Origin of the sequence: Rhodococcus sp. IEGM 1379, assembly GCF_030056815.1 — a bacterium.
Taxonomy (GTDB): domain Bacteria; phylum Actinomycetota; class Actinomycetes; order Mycobacteriales; family Mycobacteriaceae; genus Rhodococcus_F.
In genome coordinates this window covers 36543-60224 of sequence record NZ_JASHKR010000015.1, presented here as the reverse complement: position 1 = coordinate 60224, position 23682 = coordinate 36543, and the positions used below count along the sequence as shown (strand labels likewise).

Here is a 23682-nt window from a genome sequence, read left to right as displayed (position 1 = left end):
ATTCACAAAATCGGACAATTATGGCACGACGTCGGGCACGGCCGACGCAGATGCGGCGTACTCGAGGCGTCGTTGAACACCAGCCACCTCACGAACAGCGTTACCGAGCAGGTTGCGTGAAAGGGGAGTGAGATCGGCGATCATGATTTCGTCGGTGGGAGGGTTCCCGGCCGCAAACTGCTCCGTCTGGTGTCGGACACGGATTTGCTGGAGCACCTCGAAGGATTCGATGAGAACCTGGGCGTCGTCGCCGGGCAGGAAACCGTTGTCCGCGGCCACTTTCAACCGTTCGAGAGTGGTACTGGTTCGTGCTCCGACTGAAATGCCGGCCCAGCGTGCGATGTTCACGATCGGTTGGACGGCCGTGGTCTTGAGATTGACTGTGCCGGTGTGGCGGGTCATCACGTCACGTAGTGAATGCAGTTTCGCCTTCTGGCCCACAGCTTCTCGCAGGAGTAGTTGCATGACGGCAGGATGCAGACGCAATTGATCCAGCGCCGAGGCGCGCGGGTCGAGTGCGGGGTCGCCGGCGACAACCCGAGCATCTGCCAACATCGACAGCATGACGAGGGCATGGTCCTGGTAGGGATTGGACACCCATTTCCGTAAGGCCTCGCGCCACTGCGGAAGAGTGCGCGCGAATCTGGACTGAGCTCCCGCACTGTCCAGTTCGCGAGGGAACCCGCATCGGTCGAGGATGTCGTGAATACGTTTTGCCGCATCGGCACCTTCGCGGTGCGACTCGCCGCCCCACACGAGTGCACTGTCGATATCCGAGGAAGGGAGTGCTTCACGTCTGGCGACACTGCCCAGTGAAAGCCAGGCAAAGTCCGGGCTTTCGTCGCCGCCGACTACCAGTTCGATCGCACGCCTCACCGTCACGTCAATCAGAACCGACAGTGTTGCGCTGATATCGAGGGGTGAAACTCGCGACGCCACGAGGGCGGTCACCAGTTCCGGGACAGCACGAGCAGTGGTGATCAGCGCGGCGTCGTTCTGGGCGGTGGCAAGTTGGGCCCGGAGTTGGAAACCCTGATTTGTTGCCGACGTCAGGAGGTCGCTCAATTCGAGCACACCCAGGAGTGTCCCCGTGGCGGTGACAACCGGAAGGTGGCGCAATCCATGTTCGAGCATGTCGGTGACAGCGTCGACTCCGAGGCGGTCCGGATCGACTGTCACCGCTGACGGCGTCATCACGCTGGATACGGGTAGTGCGCTGTCGATTCCGCCGACAACCACGCGAGCGCGCAGATCGCCCTCCGTGAAAATTCCGTAAGTGCTTGTGTCTGTAGGGATCACGACGGCGCGACGGCCGGCTTCGGTCATCAGGGCGGCGGCTTCACGAATGGACGTATCCCCGGAGCAGACAATTGCCGGTCCGTGCAGCAGATCTCGCACCGGACGCATGGCCGGGTTCGGTGTTGCTGTTCGCGGTCCGTGCCCCGTCATGGACTCATTGTTGCAGGTATGTCCGATTTAGTGTGGGTGTTTACAGCCCGCCGACCTGCGAGAGGACGCCGAGGGCAGTATCGGTGGTGCGCCACAACGAGTCGATTTCCTGTTCGGTCCCGGCGCGGGTCTGCGGATTCTGTAGGGCGAATCCGTTGGCCAAAGTGATGGTGTTGTATCCGCTGTCGGCGGCGCGTAAGAGCAATTGTGACGGTTCGGATGTGCCGGCCAGTTTGTCGAGGCCTTCGCCGAGGAAGTAGAACCGCCACAGCGGACCCAGATCGGCGTTGTACTCGGTTTTGGTCTCCGTGACAATTGAACCACCTTTGACTGCAATGGAATCGACGATCTTGTAATAGTCCGGGATGTCGACTGGCTGGGTACCGGAGGCTTCGACGGCATGTGCGAGGTCGACAGTGAGGTGCGCGTTGTATCCAGCCATGGCGACTCGCGCTGGGCTGACGCCGCATTGGCGTGTCAAAGCAAAATAGTTGCTCCACGCGGGATCCGTCGGGGTACCGGTGAATTCGGCATGGACGTTGACGAGATAGCGGCGAAGCAGTTCGTAACTCACCGAATGCGCCCACTGTGCATCGGCGAACGACGCGGGGTCGCGTTGCAGGGGCATGACAGCGTCGTGTTCGACGGCGTCGAGGCCGATCGAGAACAAGCCGCGCCAATCATGATGGGAAACAAGGATTGTCGTGATCTGGTGATGGCGTTCGACGGCTGTTTCCAGGCGTTCGAGGCCTTCGCCGCGCAGGGTTGTGACATCGCTGAGGTCGGCAATTCTCGCGACGTCGCCGGGAGCCAACGGAGTTCCACAGGCGACCGAAAGACTCTCGCCCGGTTCCGCTGTTGCGAAACCGGGCGAGAGGAGAGTGATCGAGATGCCGAGTGCGATTGCCAGCGGTGTGAACCGACTCGATTTCATCCGCTCACACTAGGCTCGTTCACTCAGTGGTGCTGGGTGAACGATCAGCTCAGGACTGCGTCGGCTTCGATTTCGATGAGCAGAGCGGGATCGATCAGCGAGCTGACCTCGAGAATCGTGGTGGCCGGACGGATATCGCCGAAGACCTCGCCGTGCGCGAGTGCAGCCTGCTCCCACTGCGACATATCGCGCAGGTACATGCGGGTGCGGATGACATCGCCGAGAGTCGCACCCGCTTCTTCGAGCGACGACTTGATTGTTTCGAGTGCCGCACGAGTCTGGTCCTCGAGGGTTTCGCCGGGGGCGGTTGTGCCGGATACTGCGACCTGGTTGCCGATGCGGACGGCGCGCGAGTAACCGATCTTGGGTTCCCATTCGGAACCGGACGAGATGTTGATTCTGTTCGACATTGTCCAGATTCTGCCAGACCGGGAAGGGCGGGTTCGCAACCCTTTCCACTTTCAATTTATAGCGCACTGGTGGACTTGCGGCAAGGCCGGGGTGGTGCCGCAGAATGGCTGGCCTAGGCCGCAATTCAAGGAAATGGCAGTTGACGATGAACAGTGTGTTCGACCTTCCCGACCAACTCGCGCGCAAGGCTGATCCGGTTCTGATCGCCCGCGACGAGGAGCACTTCTCGGCCATCGCCGAGAACCTCGAGCGGGCCATGACCGACCTGACCGAACGTATCGATACCGAACGTAAGGCACCTCGCCGCTTGGGCCAGGAAGTCATGGAGCGCGACTTGATGGTCCATCAGCTCAGTTCCCAGTTGCGCACCCTTCGTCGATTCGGTGTCGACCTGTGCCTCGGGCACATCGTGACCTCGGACAGTCCCGAACCTGTGTACATCGGGCGTCAAGGCCTCCTTGACCGTGCGGGAAACCCACTGCTTGTCGACTGGCGCTCGCCGGCGGCCGAAACCTTCTTCGGGGCGACCCACGCCAACCCGATGGGCCTGGCGCGTCGTCGCCGGTACCGCTGGAGCCTGGGGCAATCGAGCGGGGCGCGGATCAGCGATTACTGGGACGAGGTGTTCTCCGCCGACGGACTGATCGGGTTCGAGGAATCGGCCGCGCTCGACGACCAGTCGGCATTCATCGCCAGCCTGGGCAGTAGCCGGTCAGCACGAATGCGAGACGTGCTCGGGACCATCGCATCCGACCAGGACGCCATCATCCGCGAAGGCTCGCGTGGCGCGCTCGTCGTCGACGGCGGTCCGGGTACGGGCAAAACTGTCGTCGCGTTGCATCGCACCGCGTACCTGCTGTACTCCGACGCACGACTGCGCCACGGCGTGCTGTTCGTCGGTCCGCACGAGCCTTACCTCGCCTATGTCGCGGACGTCCTGCCCAGCCTCGGTGAGGACAGTGTGCAGCTGTGCACTGTGCGTGACCTTGTCGACGAGGGCGCCGGCGCAACGATGGAGACCGATCCGGAGGTGGCCCGTCTGAAGTCGTCCGCGGACATGGTGAAGGCGATCGAGACCGCCGTGAGGTTCTACGAACAGCCGCCGACCGTGGGAATGACGGTTGAGACCGACTGGGCCGATATCTGGCTGAGCGCCGACGACTGGGCCGAGGCGTTCGGAGCCCCGGACCCGGGTACACCGCACAACGAAGCGCGCGAACAGATTTGGGACCTGTTGCTCACGATCCTGACGGATAAGTGCCGGGCCGCTCCGACCAGTCAACTCCGAAAATTGTTGCTGCGCAGCGATGAGCTACGTAAGGCGCTCGAGAATGCGTGGACGCTCGTCGAAGCAGCCGACCTCGTCGGCGACCTGTGGTCGGTTCCCGCTTACTTGCGCACGTGTGCTCCCTGGCTCAGCTTGGCGGACGTTCGGAAGTTGCAACGCGCCGATACCAAACAGTGGACCGTGTCCGATCTTCCGCTTCTGGACGCAGCGCGGCAGCGGCTCGGGGACCCGGAGGCGTCGCGACGTCACCAGCGCCGTATCGCCGCTGTTGCCGCCGAGCGGGAGCAGCGGTCCAGCGTCATCGATGATCTGATCGCGTCGGATGTCTACAGCGATGGCGAAGGTTTGATGACGCAGCTGCGGCAGCAGGACCTGCAGGAAATGCTGGTCGACGAAGCTTCACTGCCAGACGCCGACCCGGACCGCCTTGCCGGCCCGTTTGCGCACATCGTCGTGGACGAAGCGCAGGAGTTGACCGACGCGGAGTGGCAGATGTTGCTGCTCCGCTGCCCGTCCCGGAGTTTCACCATCGTCGGCGATCGAGCACAGGCTCGGCACGGGTTCAGGGAGTCGTGGAAGGAACGGCTCGAGCGGGTTGGACTCGACCGGATCAATCAGGCTTCCCTGAACATCAACTACCGGACGCCGGAAGAGGTTATGACAGAAGCCGAGCCGGTTATCCGGGCCGCGCTTCCGGACGCCAACGTCCCGACCTCCGTCCGGATCAGCGGCATCCCCGTCGAACATGGCCCGGTTTCGGAACTGGGTTCGATCCTCGATTCGTGGCTTGCCGAGAATTCGGAAGGGATTGCCTGCCTCATCGGCGCCGAAGATTACCGCGGTGGGACGTCTCGTGTCCGGTCGTTGACCCCGGAACTCGCGAAGGGGCTCGAGTTCGACCTGGTTGTACTCATCGACCCGAATTCGTTCGGCACCGGCATCGAAGGAGCAGTCGATCGGTATGTCGCGATGACCCGTGCGACCCAGAAGCTCGTCATTCTGACAAGTTCTTGAACTCGAGCGATTGACATATCCTAGAACAAGTGTTCGACTTGGGTTATGAGGTGGTCGGGTCAATCGCTGGATGCGGACGACGGAGCGTTGCCGGGGCTCGAGCGCGCTGGTTTGGTGCGTTCGGTCCAGACGCCGGAGTTCGAGGGCATCACGTTCCACGAAGTGCTGTGCAAGAGCGCCCTCAACAAGTTGCCTGAGGAGTCCACTCTTCCATTCAGCTTCACCGTCAACGCTTTTCGTGGCTGTTCCCATGCGTGTCGATATTGTTTTGCCAGGCCCAGCCACGAATATCTCGACCTCGATGCCGGTCATGACTTTGATTCGCAGGTAGTGGTGAAGACCAATATCGCTGCCGTCCTCCGCAAGGAACTGGCGCGAAAGTCGTGGAAGCACGAGTCGGTTGCATTGGGGAGCAATACCGATCCGTATCAGCGTGCGGAGGGGCGTTACCGGTTGATGCCCGGCATCATTCGTGCGTTGACCGAATCCGGTACGCCGTTCTCGATCCTCACCAAGGGAACACTGCTGCGACGGGATTTGCCGCTGCTGAAAATGGCTGCCACGCAGGTCGACGTCGGAATCGGAGTCTCGCTGGCTATCAATGATCCCGTCCTGCAGAAGCAGATCGAACCTGGCACGCCGTCGCCACGCGCTCGCCTGGAGATGATCAGGGCAATCACCGACGCCGGATTCTCCTGCAACGTGATGGTCGCGCCGGTCATCCCGTTTCTCACGGATTCCAACGAACACCTCGACGGACTTTTTGCCGCACTTGCCGAGGCCGGTGCTACCGGGGTGACGGTCTTCCCGATGCACCTGCGGGGGAGTACTCGCGGGTGGTTTCTGAACTTGCTCGCTGAGGAACATCCCGCGCTGATTCGTCGATACCGTGAGCTGTACGGGCGGGGTGCTTACGTCACGCCGGAGTACAAGCAGTGGTTGAAGAAGCGTGTGGATCCGTTGGTGGAACGGCACGGATTAGGCGGGCAATCCAGCCATCGCGTTGCCCCGGCGCAGCGTATCGAACGTGAACTCGTGGGTGCCGGGACTGCGCTGACCTTGTTCTGAAGGCGACGGACCACGGTAATTCGGAGGCCCGGGCTCCCGGTCGCGGGATACAGTCGCCTGGTGCTGCTCACCCTGACGTCCACGCCAACCTCGCGGTTCCCCGATGCCACTGCGTTGAGTTTTCTTCTGCACAAACACCCCGACAAGGTACAGACGTTCGATTTGTCCGTCGGTAAAGCAACGGTGTTGTATCCGAATGTCGGCCCGGAGGAGACGACAGTTGCCCTGATCGTCGACGTTGACCCAATCGAATTGGTGCAGAACAGGTCTCGGCGAGGGAAAGGCAATGACAGCTTTGCGCTGGGGCAATACGTCAACGATCGTCCGTATGCGGCGTCGTCCATCCTGGCCGTGGCGCTGTCCAAACTCTTTCGGACCGCTTTGGCCGGGACGTGCACTTCGCATCCCGAGCTTGTGGATGCCGAACTGGCGCTGACGGTTTCGGTCCCGGTAGTTCCGGTGGGCGGCGATACCGACTTGCCACGTCGGCTGTTCGAACCACTCGGGTGGGACGTGACGGCGGTTCCGGTACCGCTCGACCCTCATCTGCCGGACTGGGGCGATTCCAACTTCGTCTCGCTCACGCTTACCGGGGAACATACGGTGCAGAGCGCCCTCCGGCACCTGTACGTCTTGCTGCCGGTTCTCGACGACGTCAAGCACTACTGGGTTGGATCCGACGAGGCCGACAAACTCGTACGTGTCGCCGGCGAATGGTTGGCGACGCATCCCGAGGCGTCGTTGATCATGTCCCGCTACCTGGCACGCCAACGTGACTTGGTGGAGTCCGTCGTCGACAGGCTTGTTCCCGACGCTGCGGAACCTGTGGACGAGCTTCCGCGTCCGGAACCGCCGCTGGCGCGTTTGCGAACCGAAGCCGTCGTCGAAGCGTTGCGCCAGTTGCACGTTCGACGCGTAGTCGACATCGGATGTGGCGAAGGCAAGCTCATCGAAGCCCTCATGCCGCATGCTCAGTTCGATCGACTGGTCGGTATCGACGTCAGTGCTCGCGAACTTGCCCGCGCAGATCGCCGGTTGAAACTCGCCGAACTATCCGATTTTCAACGTGAACGTGTGTCGCTGATGCAGTCGTCGGCGACCTATCGCGACTCGCGGCTCAAAGGATTTGATGCCGCAGTTCTCATGGAGGTGGTCGAGCACGTCGATGCCACGCGCCTGCCGGCATTAGTGCGATCGGTCTTCGCTGACGCAGCCCCGCAGGTAGTTCTGCTGACGACGCCGAACTCCGACTACAACGCGCTGTATCCGGCGCTGGGCGAGGGAGAGTTCCGCCACCCGGATCACCGGTTCGAGTTCTCGCGAGCTCAATTCGAGGAGTGGGCCGCCGACATCGCTACGGCCCACGGATATTCGGTGCAATTCAGTTTTGTCGGATCAGTTGATCCCACTTTGGGCGGCCCGACGCAGATGGCGATCTTCAAGAAGGAGGTAGGCACGACATGACGGTTTACGAGATACCCGACCTCGCACTGGTTGTGCTGATCGGCGTCAGTGGCTCCGGGAAGTCGACGTTTGCCGCACATCACTTCGGTCCACACGAGACACTCTCGAGCGACCAGTTCCGGGCCTGGGTCAGCGATGATCCGAATTCACAGGGCGCAACGACCGACGCCTTCGAGGTGCTCGAACTGGTTGCCTCCAAGCGTTTGCGTCGTGGCCGGTTCACGGTTGTCGACGCAACCAATGTTCAGCCTGCCGCCCGCAAGCGGCTCATCGCGCTGGCACGTGACCACGACGTTCTTCCCGTTGCGATAGTGCTCGATGTTCCCGAATCGGTGTGCTCCGCGCGTAACGAGGCTCGCCCGGATCGCGCGTTCGGACGTGACGTCATCAGGCGTCAGCACCAGCAGTTGAATCGCTCGCTCCGAGGGCTCGGCAAGGAGGGGTTCCGTACCGTTCACGTGCTCAGTGGGGAGGACGCGATCTCCGAGGCCGAGTTCGTGCGTCGGCCACTGCGCAGCGATCTGCGAACGAACAACGGTCCGTTCGACGTCATCGGCGATATCCACGGCTGCCGAAGCGAATTGGAATCGCTCCTGACAAAGCTCGGCTACTCCATCGAATACGGTGCCGACGGAGCACCGAAAGATGCTGTGCCGCCTCAGGGAAGGACGGCGCTCTTCCTCGGCGACTACGTGGATCGCGGGCCGGACTCGGTGGGCGTACTTCGCCTCGTCATGGGGATGGTTGCTGCCGGTCACGCGCTTGCCGTGCCGGGAAACCACGAAAACAAACTCGTGAAAGCCTTGCGAGGCAAGAAGGTGACGACAAGTCATGGACTGGCCGAGACTCTCGAACAGCTGGCTGCGGAGTCGACAGAGTTCCGGCGAGACGTCGTGGACTTCTGCGACGGTCTGGTTGCTCACCTGGTTCTCGACGACGGAAAGCTTGTGGTCGCGCATGCCGGTCTGAAGGAGGATTACCACAATCGTGCCTCCGGCCGGGTGCGGAGCTTTGCGCTGTACGGCGATACTACTGGTGAGACCGACGAATTCGGCTTGCCGGTGCGGTATCCGTGGGCTGACGACTACCGTGGAGCGGCCATGGTTCTTTACGGGCACACGCCGGTTCATCAGGTGGAGTGGGTCAACAACACCGCATGCCTCGACACGGGATGCGTGTTCGGTGGAGCACTGACTGCTCTGCGATACCCGGAGCGTGAGCTCGTATCGGTTCCGGCTGAGCAGGTCTGGTACCAGCCGGTTGTGCCGTTGGCGCCGCCGACCCGCGCGCCGGATGTTCTGGATCTGGCCGACGTGCTTGATACCACCGGCGTCGAAACCGCGTTGCGGGGACGCGTCTCCGTTCGCCCCGAATACGCGGCTGGTGCATTGGAAGTGATGAGCCGATTTGCTGTGGCGCCGCAGTGGTTGCGGTACCTACCGCCCACGATGGCACCTTGCGCGACATCGCAATTCGATGACTACCTGGAACATCCGTCGACGGCGTTCGAGGCGTACAGAAGTGCCGGGATCAATACCGTGATCTGCGAAGAGAAGCACATGGGATCGCGTGCTGTTGTGCTCGTGTGCCGTGACGCCTCAGTTGCGCGTGAGCGATTCGACGCCCCGGATTCACTCACAGGAATGGTGCATACCCGAACGGGCCGTCAGTTCTTCGACGACGACCTCACCCGGCAACTGCTGGATGGTATCGCCGCGGCGCTTACGACGGCCGGAGTCTGGGAAGAGCTGGGAACAGACTGGATACTGCTCGATTGTGAGCTGCTGCCTTGGAACGTCAAAGCTGAAGGGCTGCTGCGTGATCAGTATGCGGCTGTCGGAGCAGCAGGCCGGACTGACCTCAGTGCCCGGGCAAGTGTGTTGTCGCAGGCAGCATCCCGAGGGCTGGACGTGTCGGAGCTTTCGGAACTGACGTCGGACAGAGCGACCAGCATCGAGCGATTCAGCGAGGCGTACCGGCAGTACGTGTGGCCCACCAACGGGTTGGACGGTGTCCGCGTCGCGCCATTCCAAATCCTTGCCACGGAAGGGCAGGCGTACGGCGAACGCGACCACGACTGGCACCTCGCAGTTGCGGATCGATTGGTCGCAGCGGATCCAAATCGATTCGCCGCCACACGTCGCGTCGTTGTCGAACTCGATTCGGAAGAATCCGTCTCCCAGGCGACCAAGTGGTGGGATTCGCTCACTGACGCCGGTGGGGAGGGGATGGTCGTGAAACCCCTTGCGAATCAGATCTACGGACCACGAGGGTACAACGCACGAGTCCAACCCGGGATCAAAGTTCGTGGGCGAGAGTATCTGCGGTTGATCTACGGAGCCGACTATCTGGAGCCGTCGACGCTCACACGTTTGCGCAACCGCAACCTCGGGCACAAACAGTCAATGGCACTGCGTGAGTACGCACTTGGGATGGAAGCAGTGTCGCGGCTCGTTGAGCGCGAACCGTTGTGGCGCGCTCATCAGGCAGTGTTTGCGGTGCTGGCGCTCGAATCGGAACCTGTTGACCCGAGGCTGTGATGCAGGAATTGCGTCAGAAACTGATCACTCCCGTAGTGATCGACGGGCTGCACCTTAGGTGGTTCGTCCCGCCAGAACTGCGCGAGACGGTCCGCTGGGGGTTGGCTTGGAATTCCGACAGTCCACGAAGGTGGGCTGCGCTGGAGCCAACGTGGTCACTGACCGCCGACGTGCGTTCGAGTTCGAAGCCGCTGTTGCGGCGATTGACAGCTGACCCGAAAATTGATGTGCTGCAGCAACCTTCGATCGGCTATATCGGTGCCCTGCAATTTATGTTCAATGCCGATCTTCCCGTTCCGTCGCAGGTCGCAGTCTCTGGTCCGCTGAACCTCGTTGCGGGAACTCCGCGCAAGAATGTGAACACAAGGCAAGTGTGGACGGATTTCGACTCCGACGCGATCACCGTCGGATTGGTACGACGTCTGCGACTGGTGTCGATAGTGTCGGATATGTTGCCGAATGCACGTCCGCCACACGGATCGAATTGGGGATGGGCGTCACGGCAGTTCGTGTCCGGGACGGAACGGGTCTACGAATTGGCGCACCCGCCAGAAGCACTCGCGTCGTACCAGTTGACGGACCGTGTGAACGGGCCGCACCGAGAGAGTTTCTTGGTGGTAGATCTCGAGACGGACCCGTAGAACTGATCGAAAAATACGTTGGACGAGGTAAAGATCCCCGCGTAGCGTCGAGGTGCACTGATTCACCAGCCGAAACGGAGTTCTACCGTGTTACCGCTTACCGAACGCGATATTCGCGGGTCTTTCGTCAATTGCTCGAAAGGTGAGGCGAAGCGGCTTCCGGTACCACGGGATTTGGATCGGCGACCGTGGGAAGATTTGGACTTCTTCGGCTGGAACGATCCGACAATGCCGGGGCGTGGGTATCTGGTGATTCCGCAGGGCGACGAGTTGATCGGTATTGCGCTCCGCTACCAAACCGGGAAATCGGGTCGCGCTCAGATGTGCACAATCTGCTTGACGACGCACGGTAGTGGGGGAGTCTCGTTGCTGAGCGCAGCCAAGATCGGTGACGCCGGCCGGCGCGGCGACACCATCGGTACGTATATGTGCACTGACCTGGCCTGTCCGCTGTACGCGCGAAACAAGCGGCGGCCGTCTGCGGGCAACCGTTACCAGGAGAATCTGACGTCGGAAGAAAAGGCACAGCGAGTGGTCACGAACATCGGTGCGTTTGTGGCCATGCTGGGCGCTTGACCGAGTGCACCTGCATCGAACGGGTGCAGTCCTGAAGATTAGGCCCTGGATATCCCGGAGTGGGATGTGTACGGAGTGTCGTACGGCAGTGACCTCGCGCTGCATTACCTGCGCGACTACCCGGACGGGATCCGCGCCGTTGTGGCGGATTCCGTAGTGCCGCCGCAGATGAATCTCGCAGACACGTTGTGGCCCAACGCGGCCCGGGGATTCGATGCACTCGGGTCTGCGTGCGACGCGCACCCTGCCTGCCAGGCCATGCTTCCAGACTTGGTCGGGACGCTGGCTAGAACCGTGACCTACCTCGATGCACACCCGCAGGTGGTCTCGGTGACGGCGGGGGATGGGCCGCCGGTCGACGTGATGGTTGACGGCTACAAATTGATGTTCCTCGTGAACTCGGCATCGTTGGCCGCCAACGGACTCGTCGATATGCCGGCGATCATTGCGGCGGCCGCCCGCGGCGATGTCACTCCCGCCGCGCAGTTGCTGGCGAGCGTCCAACCCTCACCGGTCCCGCTCGTTGGGTCGGGACCGACGTACGGAGTGTTCTGCGGCGAAGCCGTCGCACATACGAGTGCCGAGGCCATGTTCGGTGCAGCGAAGAAGTCGCTACCGCAGTTCCCTGTCGCGGTCCTGGGCATGACCCCGCGGCTGCCTTGGCTGGTGGGGGACTGCGCGGCGTGGAATGTCGAGGCAGTCCCGGACCGTGTCGCGCAGCCTGCCGACAGCACCGTTCCAGTGCTGTTGTTGAGCGGCGGTCCGGCGGCCGTCACTGGATTTCTGGACGACCCGTCGTCGTCGTACCGACCGCAATGCCTCGACATTGTCGTGATTCCGCCGTTCTCGACCTCGCTGGCAGGGCCCGCATGATGGTAGAACTCGGCGCCACAGGGTGAAGCCGAGGGTGAAGAACTCAGGTCGGACTGCCCGATTTCTCGATGGTGGATGCTGCCGGGCAAATTCACGACAAAATCCGGCATTTCGAGCATAGGCTCAGTGCTCCGAGTCAACGCAGCCGGTAGAGGCAGTCCCTCGAGTCGTCATGCCGGAAGGAATTGCCCAGCGAGATTAGGACACCACTATGCGCAGAACTCCCTTGATCTTCGTCACCTGTGCCGTCCTACTCGCGGGGTGCTCGACGACCGTCGATTCGACGGGCTCGACCTCAGCATCGACTACGACGACGGACCCGCGGGGCGGCATTCCTCCCGGCTATCCACTGGAATCCGACGTGATGGCGCCGCTGGTCATTACGACCCTCGGGCCGGATCCGATTCCGGTGACCGGTACCGACGGCAAGGTCCACGTCGCCTACGAAATATCGGTGCTCAACGTCTCGCCGCGACCCGCGATCATCACCGCGCTCGACACACTGGCCGGTGGACCGGACGGCAAGGTAGTGGCGAGCCTGGACAAGGACGAGGTGCTGGCTCGTACCTTCCTGTTGGCGAACATCGAGGCGGTACCGGTTACCGACATTCCCGTCGGGCGCACTGTCGCACTGGTACTCGACGACGTCTATGAGACCCGCGCCGACGTTCCGACTGAGGTGACCCACCGTTTGGTCACCTCGTACGGCGCGTTCGTCACACCGAATTCCGGACTCGAGGCGAGGTATCCGGACGCCGTGACTCAGATCGGTGGAGCCGTCACGACCGGGACAGGCTCTCCGGTGATCATCGGCCCGCCGCTCGCCGGAGACGGGTGGGTCGCAGCCAATGGATGTTGCGTGATTACCTCGCACCGCGGGGCGATGATGGCAGTCGGTGGACGGATAAACGGCACCGAGCGCTATGCCATCGACTGGATGCGCATCGATGCGAATAACCCGGAGCTGAGTTCGAGCAGGGGTGACGGCTCGAAGAACGAGGACTACTTCGCCTACGACGCACCGCTGTTGGCTGTAGCCGACGGCACCGTTGTGGCCGTCGTATCGGATAAGCAGGACGAGCCGCCGCACCAGGTAAACAGCAACCTCACGTTCGATCAGCTCGGCGGCAACTACGTGGTCATCGACATCGGTGAGGGCAATTACGCCTTCTACGCGCACATGATTCCCGGATCGGCCTCAGTGAAGCTGGGCGACAAGGTTTCTCGCGGTCAGGTAATCGGGAATCTGGGGAACTCGGGCAACACCACCGAGGTCCATCTGCACTTTCATATCTCGCGGGCCTCGGCCCCGTTGTCCGGCGACAACGTGCCCTACGAAATCGACGCCTTCACATTCGTTGGTTCGACGGTCACCGACACCCTCGTCAAGGGACCGAATGCCGGTGAGCGAACCGATCAGCTTCCGCTCAATCTGGATGTCATCAGCTTTCCTAAATGAGGAGACCGACAATGCGTAAGGCTCCGCTCATTCTTGTTGCGGCCGTTGCACTTTTGGCGGGCTGCTCGTCCTCGGTCGATTCCACCGAATCGAACGTATCCCCGGCATCGACGGTCAATTCTCAGGACGGTGTTCCGCCCGGCTATCCCGCAGACATCGACATACTGGCGCCGTTGGTGATCAAAGCTATTGGGGCGCAGCCGATTCCTGTGACGGGTGCCGACGGCAACGTTCATGTCGCCTACGAAATATCGGTGCTCAACGTTTCGCCTCGACCGGCCGTCATAACCCGGGTCGACACGCTAGCCGGGGGACCAAACGGCAAGGTGGTTTCGAGTCTGGCGAAGAACGAGACACTGGCACGTTCGATGCTGGTCCCGAACTACTCGGGGCCGTTCACCGAGATTCCGGTCGGACGCACTGCTGTGTTGATGCTCGACGATGTGTATGACGCTCGCGCCGACGTTCCGGCCGAGGTGACGCATCGGTTGACCGCAACATTCGGCCCTGCCGCCGAGCGGGATGCGGCCCTCGGTGCAAAGTACCCGGACACGGTGACCCAGATCGGGGGAGTGGTCACGACGAGTGCGAGTTCACCCGTGACTATCGGACCGCCGCTTGCCGGTGACGGCTGGTTGGCGGCCAACGGGTGCTGCGCCGTTTCGTCTCATCGCGGGGCACTGATGGCCTCAGCGGGGAGAATCAATGCCGTCGAGCGCTTTGCCATCGACTTCTTGCAGATCGACACAGTCGCAGGCGTGGGGACGTCCACCGGTGACGGTTCGAAGAACGAGAACTACCGGTCGTACGACGCTCCGCTGCTGGCCGTAGCCGACGGCACGGTGAAGGCAGTGGTGTCCACGATGCCGGAGGAGACGCCGCAACAGGTTCCGGACGTTGCTACCGTGGATCAGCTCGGTGGCAATTACGTGATCATCGATATCGGTGACGGCAACTTCGCCTTCTACGCGCACATGATCCCCGGTAGCGCGTCGGTGAAGGTCGGTGACAAAGTCACGCGCGGGCAGGTGATCGGCAAACTCGGAAACTCGGGCAATACTTCCGAGCCTCATCTGCACTTCCAGGTGAGTCGGGCCGCGATACCTCTGAGCGGCAACAATGTGCCCTACGAAATCGATCGCTTCACGTTGGTGGGATCAATGGCCACCGACGCCCTGGTGAGAGGGCCGAATGCCGGAGAACGTACCAACCAGTTGCCGCTCAACGACGATGTCGTTAACTTTCCGGCGATCTCGTGACGGCGCCGCCGAGGAGTTAGCTGTGACGGGGGATCGGTTACATGCGATAAGAGTGAAGCCGCATTTTCTGATTTCCGTCTATTGGTGGCATATGTCCAGCTATCGTTCTTGGCAACTCCCGCGCCTGGTGGGATGTGACCGAGAGGAATCCCATGAACAGATCTGTGCGGGCCGCAGTGACGCTGGTGGTGGCCGGTGTGTCGCTTGTTGCCCTTTCAACGGTCTCGGGCGCGGCCCCACCGGATAACGGTCAGCGGGATGCGCAGGTGAACTTCTGGGCCACGGACCGCGGCGCCTGCGAGGCAGATTTCACCATCGAGAACCACACCAACGTCACGACCTACACCATCGACTGGCGTATCGACGGCGAGGCTGGGCGCGATATCGGCGTGGGATTTGATGTCTATCGCACCGGTACCCCGAACATGTCGAGCAAGGCGTTGTCGCCGACCTGGCCGGACGAGGTGCCGGAAAATACGCCCGAGAACCGCACGATGCTCTCCGGCCTCCCCGCTGTCTCGGCGACCTACACGCAGGACCTCAAGAACATCATCGCCGGCTGGAATCCTGCGCTGCCCAACCCTGACGCGGATACACACACGGTGGAGTACCGCATGGTGCTCGGCCCGCCCGGGAACAATGGGCAGACTCCCAGCGAATTGCCTGAATGGATCGGCGACCGGGCGTGGCACACCGTCACAGTCACCGGATGCAATCCGCCTCCGGAAACCGGCTCGCTGGGCTCGAGCAGTTGGTTGGGTTCGATCTTCGGCGGGTCTACCGGGTCGATCAACGGCTCTTGAGACGCCGGCGCGAGGGTCTCGAATGAGTGTGCCTGAGATTCGGTGATGTGAAGTGCGGGAGCGGCGTCGCGATGACGGCGTTCCCGCTTTTGCCTACTTTTGGAGGGTCCATCCGGAAATTGCACTGCGCGACAACCATGTTCACCTGTATTTAATATCGGTCACTGACGGAAACTTGATATTTTCCGAATATGTGGCCTACGTTTCTGATACCACCTTGCACAAAAGTGACGAACTAACTTCACGTCCGAGCAACGCAAGATCCATCGGCACCGAAAGGGGAGGACTGGAGTCAGAACGCGCCGAAACCGACGATTCCAGCGACTTCGGACGGATCGATGCGGTGGATCATCACCGAATTGTTCTCGTTGCCACCAATGGTGGTGAGGGTGCCGGCGTCATTGACCAGCACGATGTTGACATGCTGACCGAATGGACTGTCGCCGCTGTACAAGATCGTGTCGCCGACCTTGGGTTGATAATCCTGGCCGTACGGTACAAAGGATCCGACGGATTCGTAGTACTCCTGCAGCGTGTACACGCCGGGGATCCGCCACGAACTCGACTTCGGGTTGGAAAACGGCGCACCGATCTGGTTCATGTTCCAGCTGACAAAGTCTGCACACCAAGACTCTTCGACGCCCTCGGCATATTTGGTGCCCGGGTCGCCGGATTCCCATTCTTGTTCCAGGCTGGTCACCAATTGGCTCTGCGCAGAGGTCAATTCGCTGTAGTCGACAGTCGGGAAGGCGTTGAGTTTCTCGCCCGCCAGAGCGTCGCCGTCGCGGTTGAACCACCAGAGTCCGCCGGCAATCAGGAGTGCCAGTACTACACAGAATCCGACCAGACCTACGAGCTTGGATCTGGTCGGATTCTGTTCGTGTGGCATCACGACACAATAGCGGACTACTCGGGTTTCACTCGAGGGGCGGAGCGGATCGATCGATTGTGGTGGCGAGGGGCTTTTCCTTGATGAAGGTCAGCAGGATGACTGCGACGATTACCAGGGGCACGATGTACATGAAGATCGGTGCCAAGGCGTCGTTGTATGCACCGACGATGGTCTCGCGAATCGGGGCCGGTAGCTTCCAGAGGATTGCGGGTGTCAACGAATTCTCATCGTTTCCGACAGCTCCGCCGGCGGCAGGCAATCGCTCTGTCAGAATATTGGTCAGACGGGATGCGAACAGGCTGCCGACAAGCGCGCTACCCAGGGACGCGCCGATCTGACGGAAGAAGTTGTTCGACGCCGTCGCAGTTCCGACTTCGGCTGCGGGAAAGGTGTTTTGGACGATCAGAATCAAAATCTGCATGACGAGTCCGATTCCCACGCCGAGGATTGTGATGTAGATGCCGAAGACGATCAGTGGTGTCGACGGTGTCAGCCTCGAGAGCAAAACCAAGGCCACGGCGACGATCGACGTGCCGAGGATCGGAAACATCTTGTATCGCCCGGTCTTGCTGATGATCTGTCCGGAGCCGGTAGAGGCGACCAGCATTCCTGCCATCATGGGAATCATCATCAGACCGGCTTCGGTGGCGTTCTTGCCGGTCACCATCTGAATGTAAGTGGGCAGGTAAGCCAGCGCGCCGAACATCGCGATGCCGATGACGAGTCCGGCGACCGTGGTCAGGACAAAATTACGCTCCGAGAACAGGTGCATGGGAATGACTGGTTCGGTTGCGCGGCGTTCGACGAACACAAACGCGATTGCGGAAACAATACAGCCGATGACAAGTCCGACGATGACGGCGGAGCCCCAGGCGTAAGTGTTGCCGCCCCAGGTGGTGAACAGGATGAGGCAGGTTGCAGAAGTCGCGACGAGGATCATGCCGGGGTAGTCGATGCTCGGTTTGCCGAGCTTGGGCTTGGGCAAGTGAAGGAATGCCATGGCGCTGGCTATCGCGAGCAAACCGAGTGGCACATTGATCCAGAACGCCCAGCGCCAGCCGATGCCCTCGGTGAACCAGCCGCCCAGTAGTGGACCGGCGACTGCTGCGATCGCAAAAACGCCGCCCATCGCACCCATGTACCGGCCGCGCTGCCTGGCAGGCACGACGTCGGCGATGATCGCCTGCGCCAGCAGAATCAAACCGCCGCCGCCGAGGCCCTGTACCGCGCGCCCGGCGATGAGGGTGGTCATGTTGTGGGACAGTCCGCCGATAATCGAGCCGACGATGAAAATGCAGATAGCGCCGATGAACAGGCCTTTGCGGCCGATCAAGTCGCCCAGTTTCCCGTAGACGGGCATCATGATCGTTGACGCGAGGATGTATGCCGTTGTTATCCACACCATGTGATTGACGCCGTGCAATTCGCCCACGATGGTGGGCAGTGCGGTGCTGAAGATCATCTGGTCGAGGGATGCCAGGAGCATCGTGATCATCAATCCGGCAAAGACCAGGATGATGGATCGTTTATCCGACGCGGTTTCCAGTTCGTCTGCGTCGGTCGCAGCTTCTTGAGTGGACATGAAGTTCCTTAGTCGAAATCGGTGGACGGACTATCGGTCAGATCGGAGAATCTGGGACATCAATGTCAGTGTTGGATCCACGAGTTCTGATCGCGGACGGTCTCTTTCACCGTTCTGCCAGGCCCGGAAGACGTATCGCATTGCTGCGCCGGCGATGATTACCGTGGCGGTAGCTTCATCGACTGCGTCCGTGTCAGTGGGTAGTCGATGAGTGTCCGGACGTTCGAGCAGTTCGTGCGTGAGCATTCTGGTGAGCGTGTCTTCGAGTTCGTGGAACGTTGCAAGATGCTGTTGGAGCAACGTCGGGTGTCTCTCGAACAGTTGCTTTCGGTGGACAAGGAGGTCTGGGCGCTCGTCCATGATCTTCATCGCTTCAGCGAAGACTGCGAGTGCTCCGCGGAGTGGGTCGCCTCGATGTGCAGAGAGGAGTTCGGAGATTGCTGCGGTGGGGGGAACCTCGATTGCGATTCCGCCGATTGCCGCGTCCTTTGTCGGGAAGTAGTTGAAGAACGTCCGAGTCGATAGTTCGCAGACTTCACAGATGCGTTCCACGGTCACTGCGTCGTAACCGAGATCGAGTACGAGTTGGACAGCGGTGCGCTCGATCAATGCTCGGGTTGCGATTCGCTTGCGCTCGCGCAGACCCAAATTTTCGGTGCCCATGCCGTCAATAATTGCATAGACTGCAAACTTTCACTAAGTGCAAAATATTCTCCAAGGTGCGGTTATGAGCTTGCAAAAACTGGACATCGGAGAAAGCAGATATGGTATCTACGTGGAAGACACCCTGCCTTCGTGCCCTGAATGTTCCAGCGAGTTCACCTATGAAATGGGTGCCCTTATGGTTTGCCCCGAGTGTGCGCACGAGTGGGCGCCGGCAGAGGTAGCCGTAGAAGAAGACGGCGTCATCAAGGATGCTGTCGGCAACATCCTGGCCGACGGTGACACCGTTACAGTCATCAAAACGCTCAAGGTGAAGGGCAGTCCCACCGGCATCAAATCCGGAACCAAGGTGCGAAACATCCGTCTGGTTCAGGGAATTGGTGACCACGACATCGATTGCAAAGTCGACGGAATCGGCCCGATGCAACTCAAATCGAGCGTCGTCAAGAAGGTCTGACCCGCCCGCCTTCTGCGATTCGGGACCGTTCGGCCATACCGTCGTTTTTCAACTTGACCGTGACCGATGTTCAGGCAGACGATTAACTGATGACCGCCGACGACAACGAACTACTCCAGGTCGAACGTAAAATCTCTCGTCTGATCGCTCGATACCGGGAGGCCTTACCTACGGAAATCGAACAAGACGTTCGGATTGTTCACAGGCGCTTTACCAGCGGGCGGATACGCGATTTTGTGCCGCTTCTCGTAGAAAAGGCGGCCCGCGTCGTGATATCGCTGATTGGATGTCGGGGAGTGCCTCGTGATATTCACGGCGATAACGCATCTTGGCTGAACCAGAGCCTCTGCTGTGGCCGACCCTAGCCGTGGTCGTTGTCGTCGGCGCATACTGAAACAACCGTGATCAGCGAGCGTACGGAGCATTGACATGGAAGGTTTTTGGGAGTTTTTCTGGTTTGTTTTCGTCTGTTTTGCCTTCGTCGCCTATTTGAGCGTGTTGTTCTCGATCATCGCCGACTTGTTCAGAGATCACGACACCTCCGGCTGGATCAAGGCAATCTGGATCGTTTTCCTCTTTGTCATTCCCTTCCTCTCCGCGATGATTTACGTCGTTGCTCGCGGCGACGGTATGGCCCAGCGGTCGATGGCCGTGGCCAAGCAACAGATGCACGCGCAGGAAAACTACGTTCGGAGTGTCGCCGGAAAGTCTCCGGCTCAGCAGATTGCGGATGGCAAAGCGCTGCTCGATGCCGGTGCGATCAACGAAGGCGAGTTCAATGCGCTCAAGGCAAAGACCTTGGTGTAATGTCCCGGCGCCAGGCCTCCACCGTGTACGTCGACGTCGCGCCCGGCGACGACTCACCCGGTGTGCAGTCTGTGGCGCGTGAGGTGTGGCTCGTGTGGGTCGAGTCATCCACCGTGCAGTTCGAGGCTGTCCTGCGCCGGGAAACCTTGATCTGAAGAATGCCCGATCCTCGACGTCACCACCCGTCGTATCGGATCCGGTGCACTGCACCGACCGTCCGGTGTCCCAGGATGATGGGTTGGCTTGTCCCGTAAGGATTGTCGACGATGAGAATTGTGCTGTCGACCATCCATCGAGTTTCATCGGTGTCGGCACCCCGGTCGTCCTCGAGAATATGACGGTCGAGATCACCGACAGCACACCGCCGGCGAGTGGGTCTCTCGGATCCCTCGGCGCGATCTTCGGATCGTAACCACGATCCTTTGACCCGTTAGATCCCGCCGCATCTTCGAATCGTGGCCGCCCACCCCTGTGAAAACTCAAGGGGTGGGCGGCCATCGGTGTTGACACCGCAAGCGAAGAACCTTGAGAATCATCGATATGGACAAAATCAAGTTCTTCGAGCTGGTCACCGAATGGTTCGAAGTACTCGGTGTTGTCTCGATGGTTTTCGGGTTCTTGTTTGCCTTTGTCATTGCCGGTCGTTCGTGGTTCCGCACACGCGACGGGGGATCGGCATTCAAGACTCTCCGTGAAACCCTCGGTGCAGTAATTCTCTTGGGCCTCGAGATTCTTGTCGCCGCAGATCTGGTCAAGACGGTGACGTCCTCGCCGTCACTGACGGATGCTGCTGTCCTGGGAATGATCGTGCTGATCCGTACCGTACTGAGCCTCTCGATTCAGATCGAGATCGACGGGGTACTTCCGTGGCGCAAGGCATTGGTGACAGGCCCTGAGCTGCTGGTCCGTGCGGCGCGCGGATCGGGTGGGCGAGCGATGCCCGACGCTCCCAGTTCATAGGGGCCCTCGTATCGAGTGAAAGGTCTGGTAGATGACCGCAGTGCGCACAGAACATCTCACGGTCGACGAGCGCAAGGCGCTGGGTCGTCAGGCCCGACGCGCGACGCCATTGTCGACGCTTGCAGACCTCGCTGACAGTGATCGTGACCCGATCTCGCTTCTGGAAACACAGGCGAAAACTCGTGTACCCGAGTTGGTCCCGATTCGCTACGGCCGGATGTCGGCATCGCGTTTTTCGTTCTTTCGCGGTGCGGCACTGGTGATGTGCGACGACCTTGCGCGTAGTTCGAATTCCGGGATCTACACCCAACTCTGTGGAGATGCGCATCTGAGTAATTTCGGAGTTTTTGCCACTCCGGAACGTAAGTTGGCGTTCGATATCAACGATTTCGACGAGACTTATCCCGGCCCGTTCGAATGGGACGTCAAGCGTTTGGCTGCCAGTTTGGCGATTGCCGGCAAAGACAACGGATATTCCAGTAAGGAACGTAAACAGATCACGCGTGGTTGCGCCGCCGAATACCGGGAAACGATGGCCAAGCAAGCTGCTTTGGGAAATTTGGCGGTGTGGTACTCGCACATCGAACCCGAGGACGGTCTCGAAGAACTGAGTAATCAGATCAAGAAACGAATGCTCGATCGCGCGCTGTCGACACTCGACAAAGCACGCCGACGCGACAGTGTCCAAGCCGCATCGAAGTTCACCGAAGTTGTCGACGGTCGTCGACGGTTCATCAGTGATCCGCCGTTGATTGTTCCGGTGGAAGAGTTGTTCGAGGGCCAGAATCTCGCCTTGGCCGAAGAGGTGCTCCGTGAACGAATCGGTTCCTATCGCAGCACTCTCCAGTGGGATCGTCGGGTGCTATTGCAGAGTTTCGAGATGGTGCACATTGCGCGGAAAGTGGTTGGCGTCGGAAGTGTCGGCACGCGGGCGTGGATGATCCTGCTGAATGGCGTCGACGTCGACGATCCACTGATACTGCAGGTCAAGCAGGCGGTTCCGTCGGTACTGGCCGGCTATGTGGACGGTCCGACGTTCCGGAACGAGGGGGAGCGGGTGGTTAACGGTCAGCGGTTGATGCAGGCCAGCAGTGACATTTTCCTGGGGTGGGAACGAGGCCCCGGGCCTGATGAAGTCGAGAACGATTTCTATATCCGCCAACTTCGTGACGGCAAGGGTTCCGCGATCATCGACGGCATGAAACCCGAAGGAATGGAACTGTACGGTCGACTGTGTGCGCGAGTGTTGGCTTATGCTCACGCTCGATCGGGTGATCGCATTGCCATCACCGAATATCTTGGTGAGGGAACAGAATTCGACTTCGCGATTGGCGAATTCGCGGCGGCGTACACAAAGCGAAATGCTCGCGATCACACCGCTCTGCTGACAGCCATCGACGATGGCCGGGTGTCAGCAGAGCGGGGCATCTAGGCTGCGGTTTCTTCGGCGGACCCTAGCGTGAAGCCATGGATTGACTCAGGGATTCGGAGCCCATCCAGGCCCACGCATGGACCAGCGCGTTCAATCCACTCAGGATGTCCCGCAATGACTCGATTGAACCCATGGAGCACACTCATTTCGCGTTGAAGTAGACGGACCATCTGGATTATCACATGCGGTTGGTGGGTAGCTACCGGTTCACGCGTAGACCGAGTCGAGCCACGCCGCCCACGCTGCGGTCGCTGCTTTGCCGTCAGTATCGGTCGCGAAGAGGTGATGCGCGGCATCTACGTTGCCGCCGAACGCATTTCGTCCGTAGAAGCGCAGGAGTGCGTCGTCGGTATGTAGTCCGATGAACCAGTGGTTGAGGTAGTCGACTACCGCGGACACAGGGCTAATGCCTGGGATGTCGAATGTGACGGTGTCACCGATCGTGGTCGTGGCATCGATTCCGAGCGCGCTGCGCAGCGTTGCCGGGGCTTTGGACGTTCCGGATGCCTCCGGGCCTTCAACCGACACATAGGTGGTGGGCTGCCCGGCGAAATACCGCAGGTACTGGCCGAGACTGTGCAGGTAGAAATCGGTGTGCCTCGCCGAGGTCTCCGGCGACTGCCGCGCGGTCGGCGGCGTTTGCGAACGTGATCTCACTGTCGATGGCGTACGACGCCAAAGGCTTTCCGGGTGCGGTGGCACCGGACATCAGTTCGCCGACCTCCCGAACAATTCTGGCTGCCAGCGACACCAGCCAAGGGGCCGAGAGCTGGTCGGGGAAGCGGCTGGGATCTGGCGCGAGGGCGGACATTGCAGCGGTGGAGATGACGTACGACGCGGCACTTGCTTGCATGACACGTTCAGTCATGTTGCCGCGTTTGCGTTCCTCGACGAGTTGGACGAGTCCGTGTTCTTCGAGGGTTCGCAGGTGATAGTTGACCTTCTGGCGGGTTAGACCGACCAGTGGTGCCAGTGCGGCAGCCGACGTCGGAGTGACAGGTGCAGCCAGGGTCCGCTGCCGAAGGGGGCCAAGAGATGTCTCAGCGGCGGCCGGCCGATCGATGACTGCTACTGCGAACACGACAAATCCATCCCACCGACAATAAGTTC

25 protein-coding genes are annotated in these 23682 nt (G+C 60.5%); 17 read left to right on the top strand and 8 right to left on the bottom strand.

What is annotated here, in order from left to right; genetic code table 11:
- Positions 1-18: 18 nt before the first annotated feature.
- The 3 genes from QM600_RS11430 to QM600_RS11420 are packed head-to-tail and all read right to left on the bottom strand — an operon-like array spanning position 19 to position 2793.
- Positions 19-1449 (bottom strand): putative nucleotidyltransferase substrate binding domain-containing protein, encoded by a 1431-nt coding sequence (locus tag QM600_RS11430; RefSeq protein ID WP_283261572.1) that lies wholly within the window; start codon positions 1447-1449, stop codon positions 19-21.
- A 40-nt stretch (positions 1450-1489) separates the two neighbouring features.
- On the bottom strand, positions 1490-2383 hold the full coding sequence (locus QM600_RS11425) for a DUF5995 family protein (RefSeq protein ID WP_283261571.1): 894 nt from the start codon (positions 2381-2383) through the stop codon (positions 1490-1492).
- 44 nt (positions 2384-2427) lie between these two features.
- Positions 2428-2793: a RidA family protein gene (locus QM600_RS11420; protein ID WP_283261570.1), complete on the bottom strand. Its 366-nt coding sequence runs from the start codon at positions 2791-2793 to the stop codon at positions 2428-2430.
- A gap of 146 nt (positions 2794-2939) precedes the next feature.
- On the opposite strand from QM600_RS11420, the gene helR reads away from it, so the two are divergent.
- The 10 genes from helR (at position 2940) to QM600_RS11370 (ending at position 15779) form a co-directional block, all read left to right on the top strand.
- A complete protein-coding gene (helR, locus tag QM600_RS11415; protein ID WP_283261626.1) occupies positions 2940-5096 on the top strand; it encodes an RNA polymerase recycling motor ATPase HelR in 2157 nt (718 codons plus the stop codon).
- A 45-nt stretch (positions 5097-5141) separates the two neighbouring features.
- A complete protein-coding gene (locus QM600_RS11410; protein WP_283261569.1) occupies positions 5142-6164 on the top strand; it encodes an Rv2578c family radical SAM protein in 1023 nt (340 codons plus the stop codon).
- A gap of 60 nt (positions 6165-6224) precedes the next feature.
- Positions 6225-7628, top strand: a complete 1404-nt coding sequence (locus tag QM600_RS11405) for a 3' terminal RNA ribose 2'-O-methyltransferase Hen1 (protein WP_283261568.1) — start codon at positions 6225-6227, stop codon at positions 7626-7628.
- Entirely contained in the window at positions 7625-10168 is a 2544-nt protein-coding gene (locus QM600_RS11400; RefSeq protein ID WP_283261567.1) for a polynucleotide kinase-phosphatase, read from the top strand. Before QM600_RS11405 ends, QM600_RS11400 begins: the two co-directional genes overlap by 4 nt.
- Positions 10168-10809, top strand: coding sequence for a hypothetical protein (locus tag QM600_RS11395; protein WP_283261566.1), 642 nt, complete (start codon positions 10168-10170; stop codon positions 10807-10809). Before QM600_RS11400 ends, QM600_RS11395 begins: the two co-directional genes overlap by 1 nt.
- A gap of 87 nt (positions 10810-10896) precedes the next feature.
- Entirely contained in the window at positions 10897-11385 is a 489-nt protein-coding gene (locus QM600_RS11390; RefSeq protein WP_283261565.1) for an FBP domain-containing protein, read from the top strand.
- 45 nt (positions 11386-11430) lie between these two features.
- Positions 11431-12258, top strand: coding sequence for an alpha/beta hydrolase family protein (locus QM600_RS11385; RefSeq protein ID WP_349307257.1), 828 nt, complete (start codon positions 11431-11433; stop codon positions 12256-12258).
- Positions 12259-12469: 211 nt separating this feature from the next.
- Entirely contained in the window at positions 12470-13717 is a 1248-nt protein-coding gene (locus tag QM600_RS11380; protein WP_283261563.1) for a M23 family metallopeptidase, read from the top strand.
- An 11-nt stretch (positions 13718-13728) separates the two neighbouring features.
- Entirely contained in the window at positions 13729-14976 is a 1248-nt protein-coding gene (locus QM600_RS11375) for a M23 family metallopeptidase (RefSeq protein ID WP_283261562.1), read from the top strand.
- A 152-nt stretch (positions 14977-15128) separates the two neighbouring features.
- Positions 15129-15779, top strand: coding sequence for a hypothetical protein (locus QM600_RS11370; RefSeq protein WP_283261561.1), 651 nt, complete (start codon positions 15129-15131; stop codon positions 15777-15779).
- A 292-nt stretch (positions 15780-16071) separates the two neighbouring features.
- Here the strand turns inward: QM600_RS11370 and QM600_RS11365 are convergent, their stop codons facing one another.
- The 3 genes from QM600_RS11365 to QM600_RS11355 are packed head-to-tail and all read right to left on the bottom strand — an operon-like array spanning position 16072 to position 18916.
- Positions 16072-16668 carry a CHAP domain-containing protein gene (locus QM600_RS11365; RefSeq protein WP_283261560.1) on the bottom strand — a complete coding sequence of 199 codons (597 nt, stop codon included), beginning with the start codon at positions 16666-16668 and terminating at the stop codon, positions 16072-16074.
- A 28-nt stretch (positions 16669-16696) separates the two neighbouring features.
- Positions 16697-18253 (bottom strand): MDR family MFS transporter, encoded by a 1557-nt coding sequence (locus QM600_RS11360; protein ID WP_283261559.1) that lies wholly within the window; start codon positions 18251-18253, stop codon positions 16697-16699.
- Between the two features lie 30 nt (positions 18254-18283).
- Positions 18284-18916, bottom strand: a complete 633-nt coding sequence (locus QM600_RS11355; RefSeq protein WP_283261558.1) for a TetR/AcrR family transcriptional regulator — start codon at positions 18914-18916, stop codon at positions 18284-18286.
- Between the two features lie 112 nt (positions 18917-19028).
- On the opposite strand from QM600_RS11355, the gene QM600_RS11350 reads away from it, so the two are divergent.
- The 7 genes from QM600_RS11350 to QM600_RS11320 all read left to right on the top strand — a co-directional run bounded on the left by QM600_RS11350 (position 19029) and on the right by QM600_RS11320 (position 22572).
- Entirely contained in the window at positions 19029-19373 is a 345-nt protein-coding gene (locus tag QM600_RS11350; protein ID WP_283261625.1) for a zinc ribbon domain-containing protein YjdM, read from the top strand.
- Positions 19374-19462: 89 nt separating this feature from the next.
- A complete protein-coding gene (locus tag QM600_RS29860) occupies positions 19463-19738 on the top strand; it encodes a three-helix bundle dimerization domain-containing protein (RefSeq protein ID WP_283261557.1) in 276 nt (91 codons plus the stop codon).
- A 64-nt stretch (positions 19739-19802) separates the two neighbouring features.
- Positions 19803-20180, top strand: a complete 378-nt coding sequence (locus QM600_RS11340; protein ID WP_283261556.1) for a PLDc N-terminal domain-containing protein — start codon at positions 19803-19805, stop codon at positions 20178-20180.
- A complete protein-coding gene (locus QM600_RS11335; protein WP_283261555.1) occupies positions 20180-20335 on the top strand; it encodes a hypothetical protein in 156 nt (51 codons plus the stop codon). Before QM600_RS11340 ends, QM600_RS11335 begins: the two co-directional genes overlap by 1 nt.
- A gap of 65 nt (positions 20336-20400) precedes the next feature.
- Positions 20401-20592 (top strand): hypothetical protein, encoded by a 192-nt coding sequence (locus QM600_RS11330; protein ID WP_283261554.1) that lies wholly within the window; start codon positions 20401-20403, stop codon positions 20590-20592.
- 128 nt (positions 20593-20720) lie between these two features.
- Positions 20721-21140, top strand: coding sequence for a DUF1622 domain-containing protein (locus QM600_RS11325; RefSeq protein WP_283261553.1), 420 nt, complete (start codon positions 20721-20723; stop codon positions 21138-21140).
- Between the two features lie 31 nt (positions 21141-21171).
- On the top strand, positions 21172-22572 hold the full coding sequence (locus QM600_RS11320; protein ID WP_283261552.1) for a DUF2252 domain-containing protein: 1401 nt from the start codon (positions 21172-21174) through the stop codon (positions 22570-22572).
- Positions 22573-22779: 207 nt separating this feature from the next.
- Here the strand turns inward: QM600_RS11320 and QM600_RS11315 are convergent, their stop codons facing one another.
- On the bottom strand, positions 22780-23100 hold the full coding sequence (locus QM600_RS11315; RefSeq protein ID WP_283261551.1) for a hypothetical protein: 321 nt from the start codon (positions 23098-23100) through the stop codon (positions 22780-22782).
- Positions 23090-23653, bottom strand: coding sequence for a winged helix-turn-helix domain-containing protein (locus tag QM600_RS11310; protein WP_283261550.1), 564 nt, complete (start codon positions 23651-23653; stop codon positions 23090-23092). Before QM600_RS11310 ends, QM600_RS11315 begins: the two co-directional genes overlap by 11 nt.
- Positions 23654-23682: the final 29 nt, after the last annotated feature.

What these genes read in the sequence shown, in the direction of transcription:
- QM600_RS11325 (WP_283261553.1), top strand. Translation starts at nt 20,721, where the DNA reads ATGGACAAAATCAAGTTCTTCGAGCTGGTCACCGAATGGTTCGAAGTA.
- QM600_RS11395 (WP_283261566.1), top strand. Translation starts at nt 10,168, where the DNA reads ATGCAGGAATTGCGTCAGAAACTGATCACTCCCGTAGTGATCGACGGG.
- QM600_RS11380 (WP_283261563.1), top strand. Translation starts at nt 12,470, where the DNA reads ATGCGCAGAACTCCCTTGATCTTCGTCACCTGTGCCGTCCTACTCGCG.
- QM600_RS11335 (WP_283261555.1), top strand. Translation starts at nt 20,180, where the DNA reads ATGTCCCGGCGCCAGGCCTCCACCGTGTACGTCGACGTCGCGCCCGGC.
- QM600_RS11340 (WP_283261556.1), top strand. Translation starts at nt 19,803, where the DNA reads ATGGAAGGTTTTTGGGAGTTTTTCTGGTTTGTTTTCGTCTGTTTTGCC.
- QM600_RS11365 (WP_283261560.1), bottom strand. Translation starts at nt 16,668, where the DNA reads ATGCCACACGAACAGAATCCGACCAGATCCAAGCTCGTAGGTCTGGTC.
- QM600_RS11320 (WP_283261552.1), top strand. Translation starts at nt 21,172, where the DNA reads ATGACCGCAGTGCGCACAGAACATCTCACGGTCGACGAGCGCAAGGCG.
- QM600_RS11355 (WP_283261558.1), bottom strand. Translation starts at nt 18,916, where the DNA reads ATGGGCACCGAAAATTTGGGTCTGCGCGAGCGCAAGCGAATCGCAACC.
- QM600_RS11360 (WP_283261559.1), bottom strand. Translation starts at nt 18,253, where the DNA reads ATGTCCACTCAAGAAGCTGCGACCGACGCAGACGAACTGGAAACCGCG.
- QM600_RS11400 (WP_283261567.1), top strand. Translation starts at nt 7,625, where the DNA reads ATGACGGTTTACGAGATACCCGACCTCGCACTGGTTGTGCTGATCGGC.
- QM600_RS11370 (WP_283261561.1), top strand. Translation starts at nt 15,129, where the DNA reads ATGAACAGATCTGTGCGGGCCGCAGTGACGCTGGTGGTGGCCGGTGTG.
- QM600_RS11410 (WP_283261569.1), top strand. Translation starts at nt 5,142, where the DNA reads ATGAGGTGGTCGGGTCAATCGCTGGATGCGGACGACGGAGCGTTGCCG.
- QM600_RS11425 (WP_283261571.1), bottom strand. Translation starts at nt 2,383, where the DNA reads ATGAAATCGAGTCGGTTCACACCGCTGGCAATCGCACTCGGCATCTCG.
- QM600_RS11430 (WP_283261572.1), bottom strand. Translation starts at nt 1,449, where the DNA reads ATGACGGGGCACGGACCGCGAACAGCAACACCGAACCCGGCCATGCGT.
- QM600_RS11375 (WP_283261562.1), top strand. Translation starts at nt 13,729, where the DNA reads ATGCGTAAGGCTCCGCTCATTCTTGTTGCGGCCGTTGCACTTTTGGCG.
- QM600_RS11420 (WP_283261570.1), bottom strand. Translation starts at nt 2,793, where the DNA reads ATGTCGAACAGAATCAACATCTCGTCCGGTTCCGAATGGGAACCCAAG.
- helR (WP_283261626.1), top strand. Translation starts at nt 2,940, where the DNA reads ATGAACAGTGTGTTCGACCTTCCCGACCAACTCGCGCGCAAGGCTGAT.
- QM600_RS29860 (WP_283261557.1), top strand. Translation starts at nt 19,463, where the DNA reads ATGACCGCCGACGACAACGAACTACTCCAGGTCGAACGTAAAATCTCT.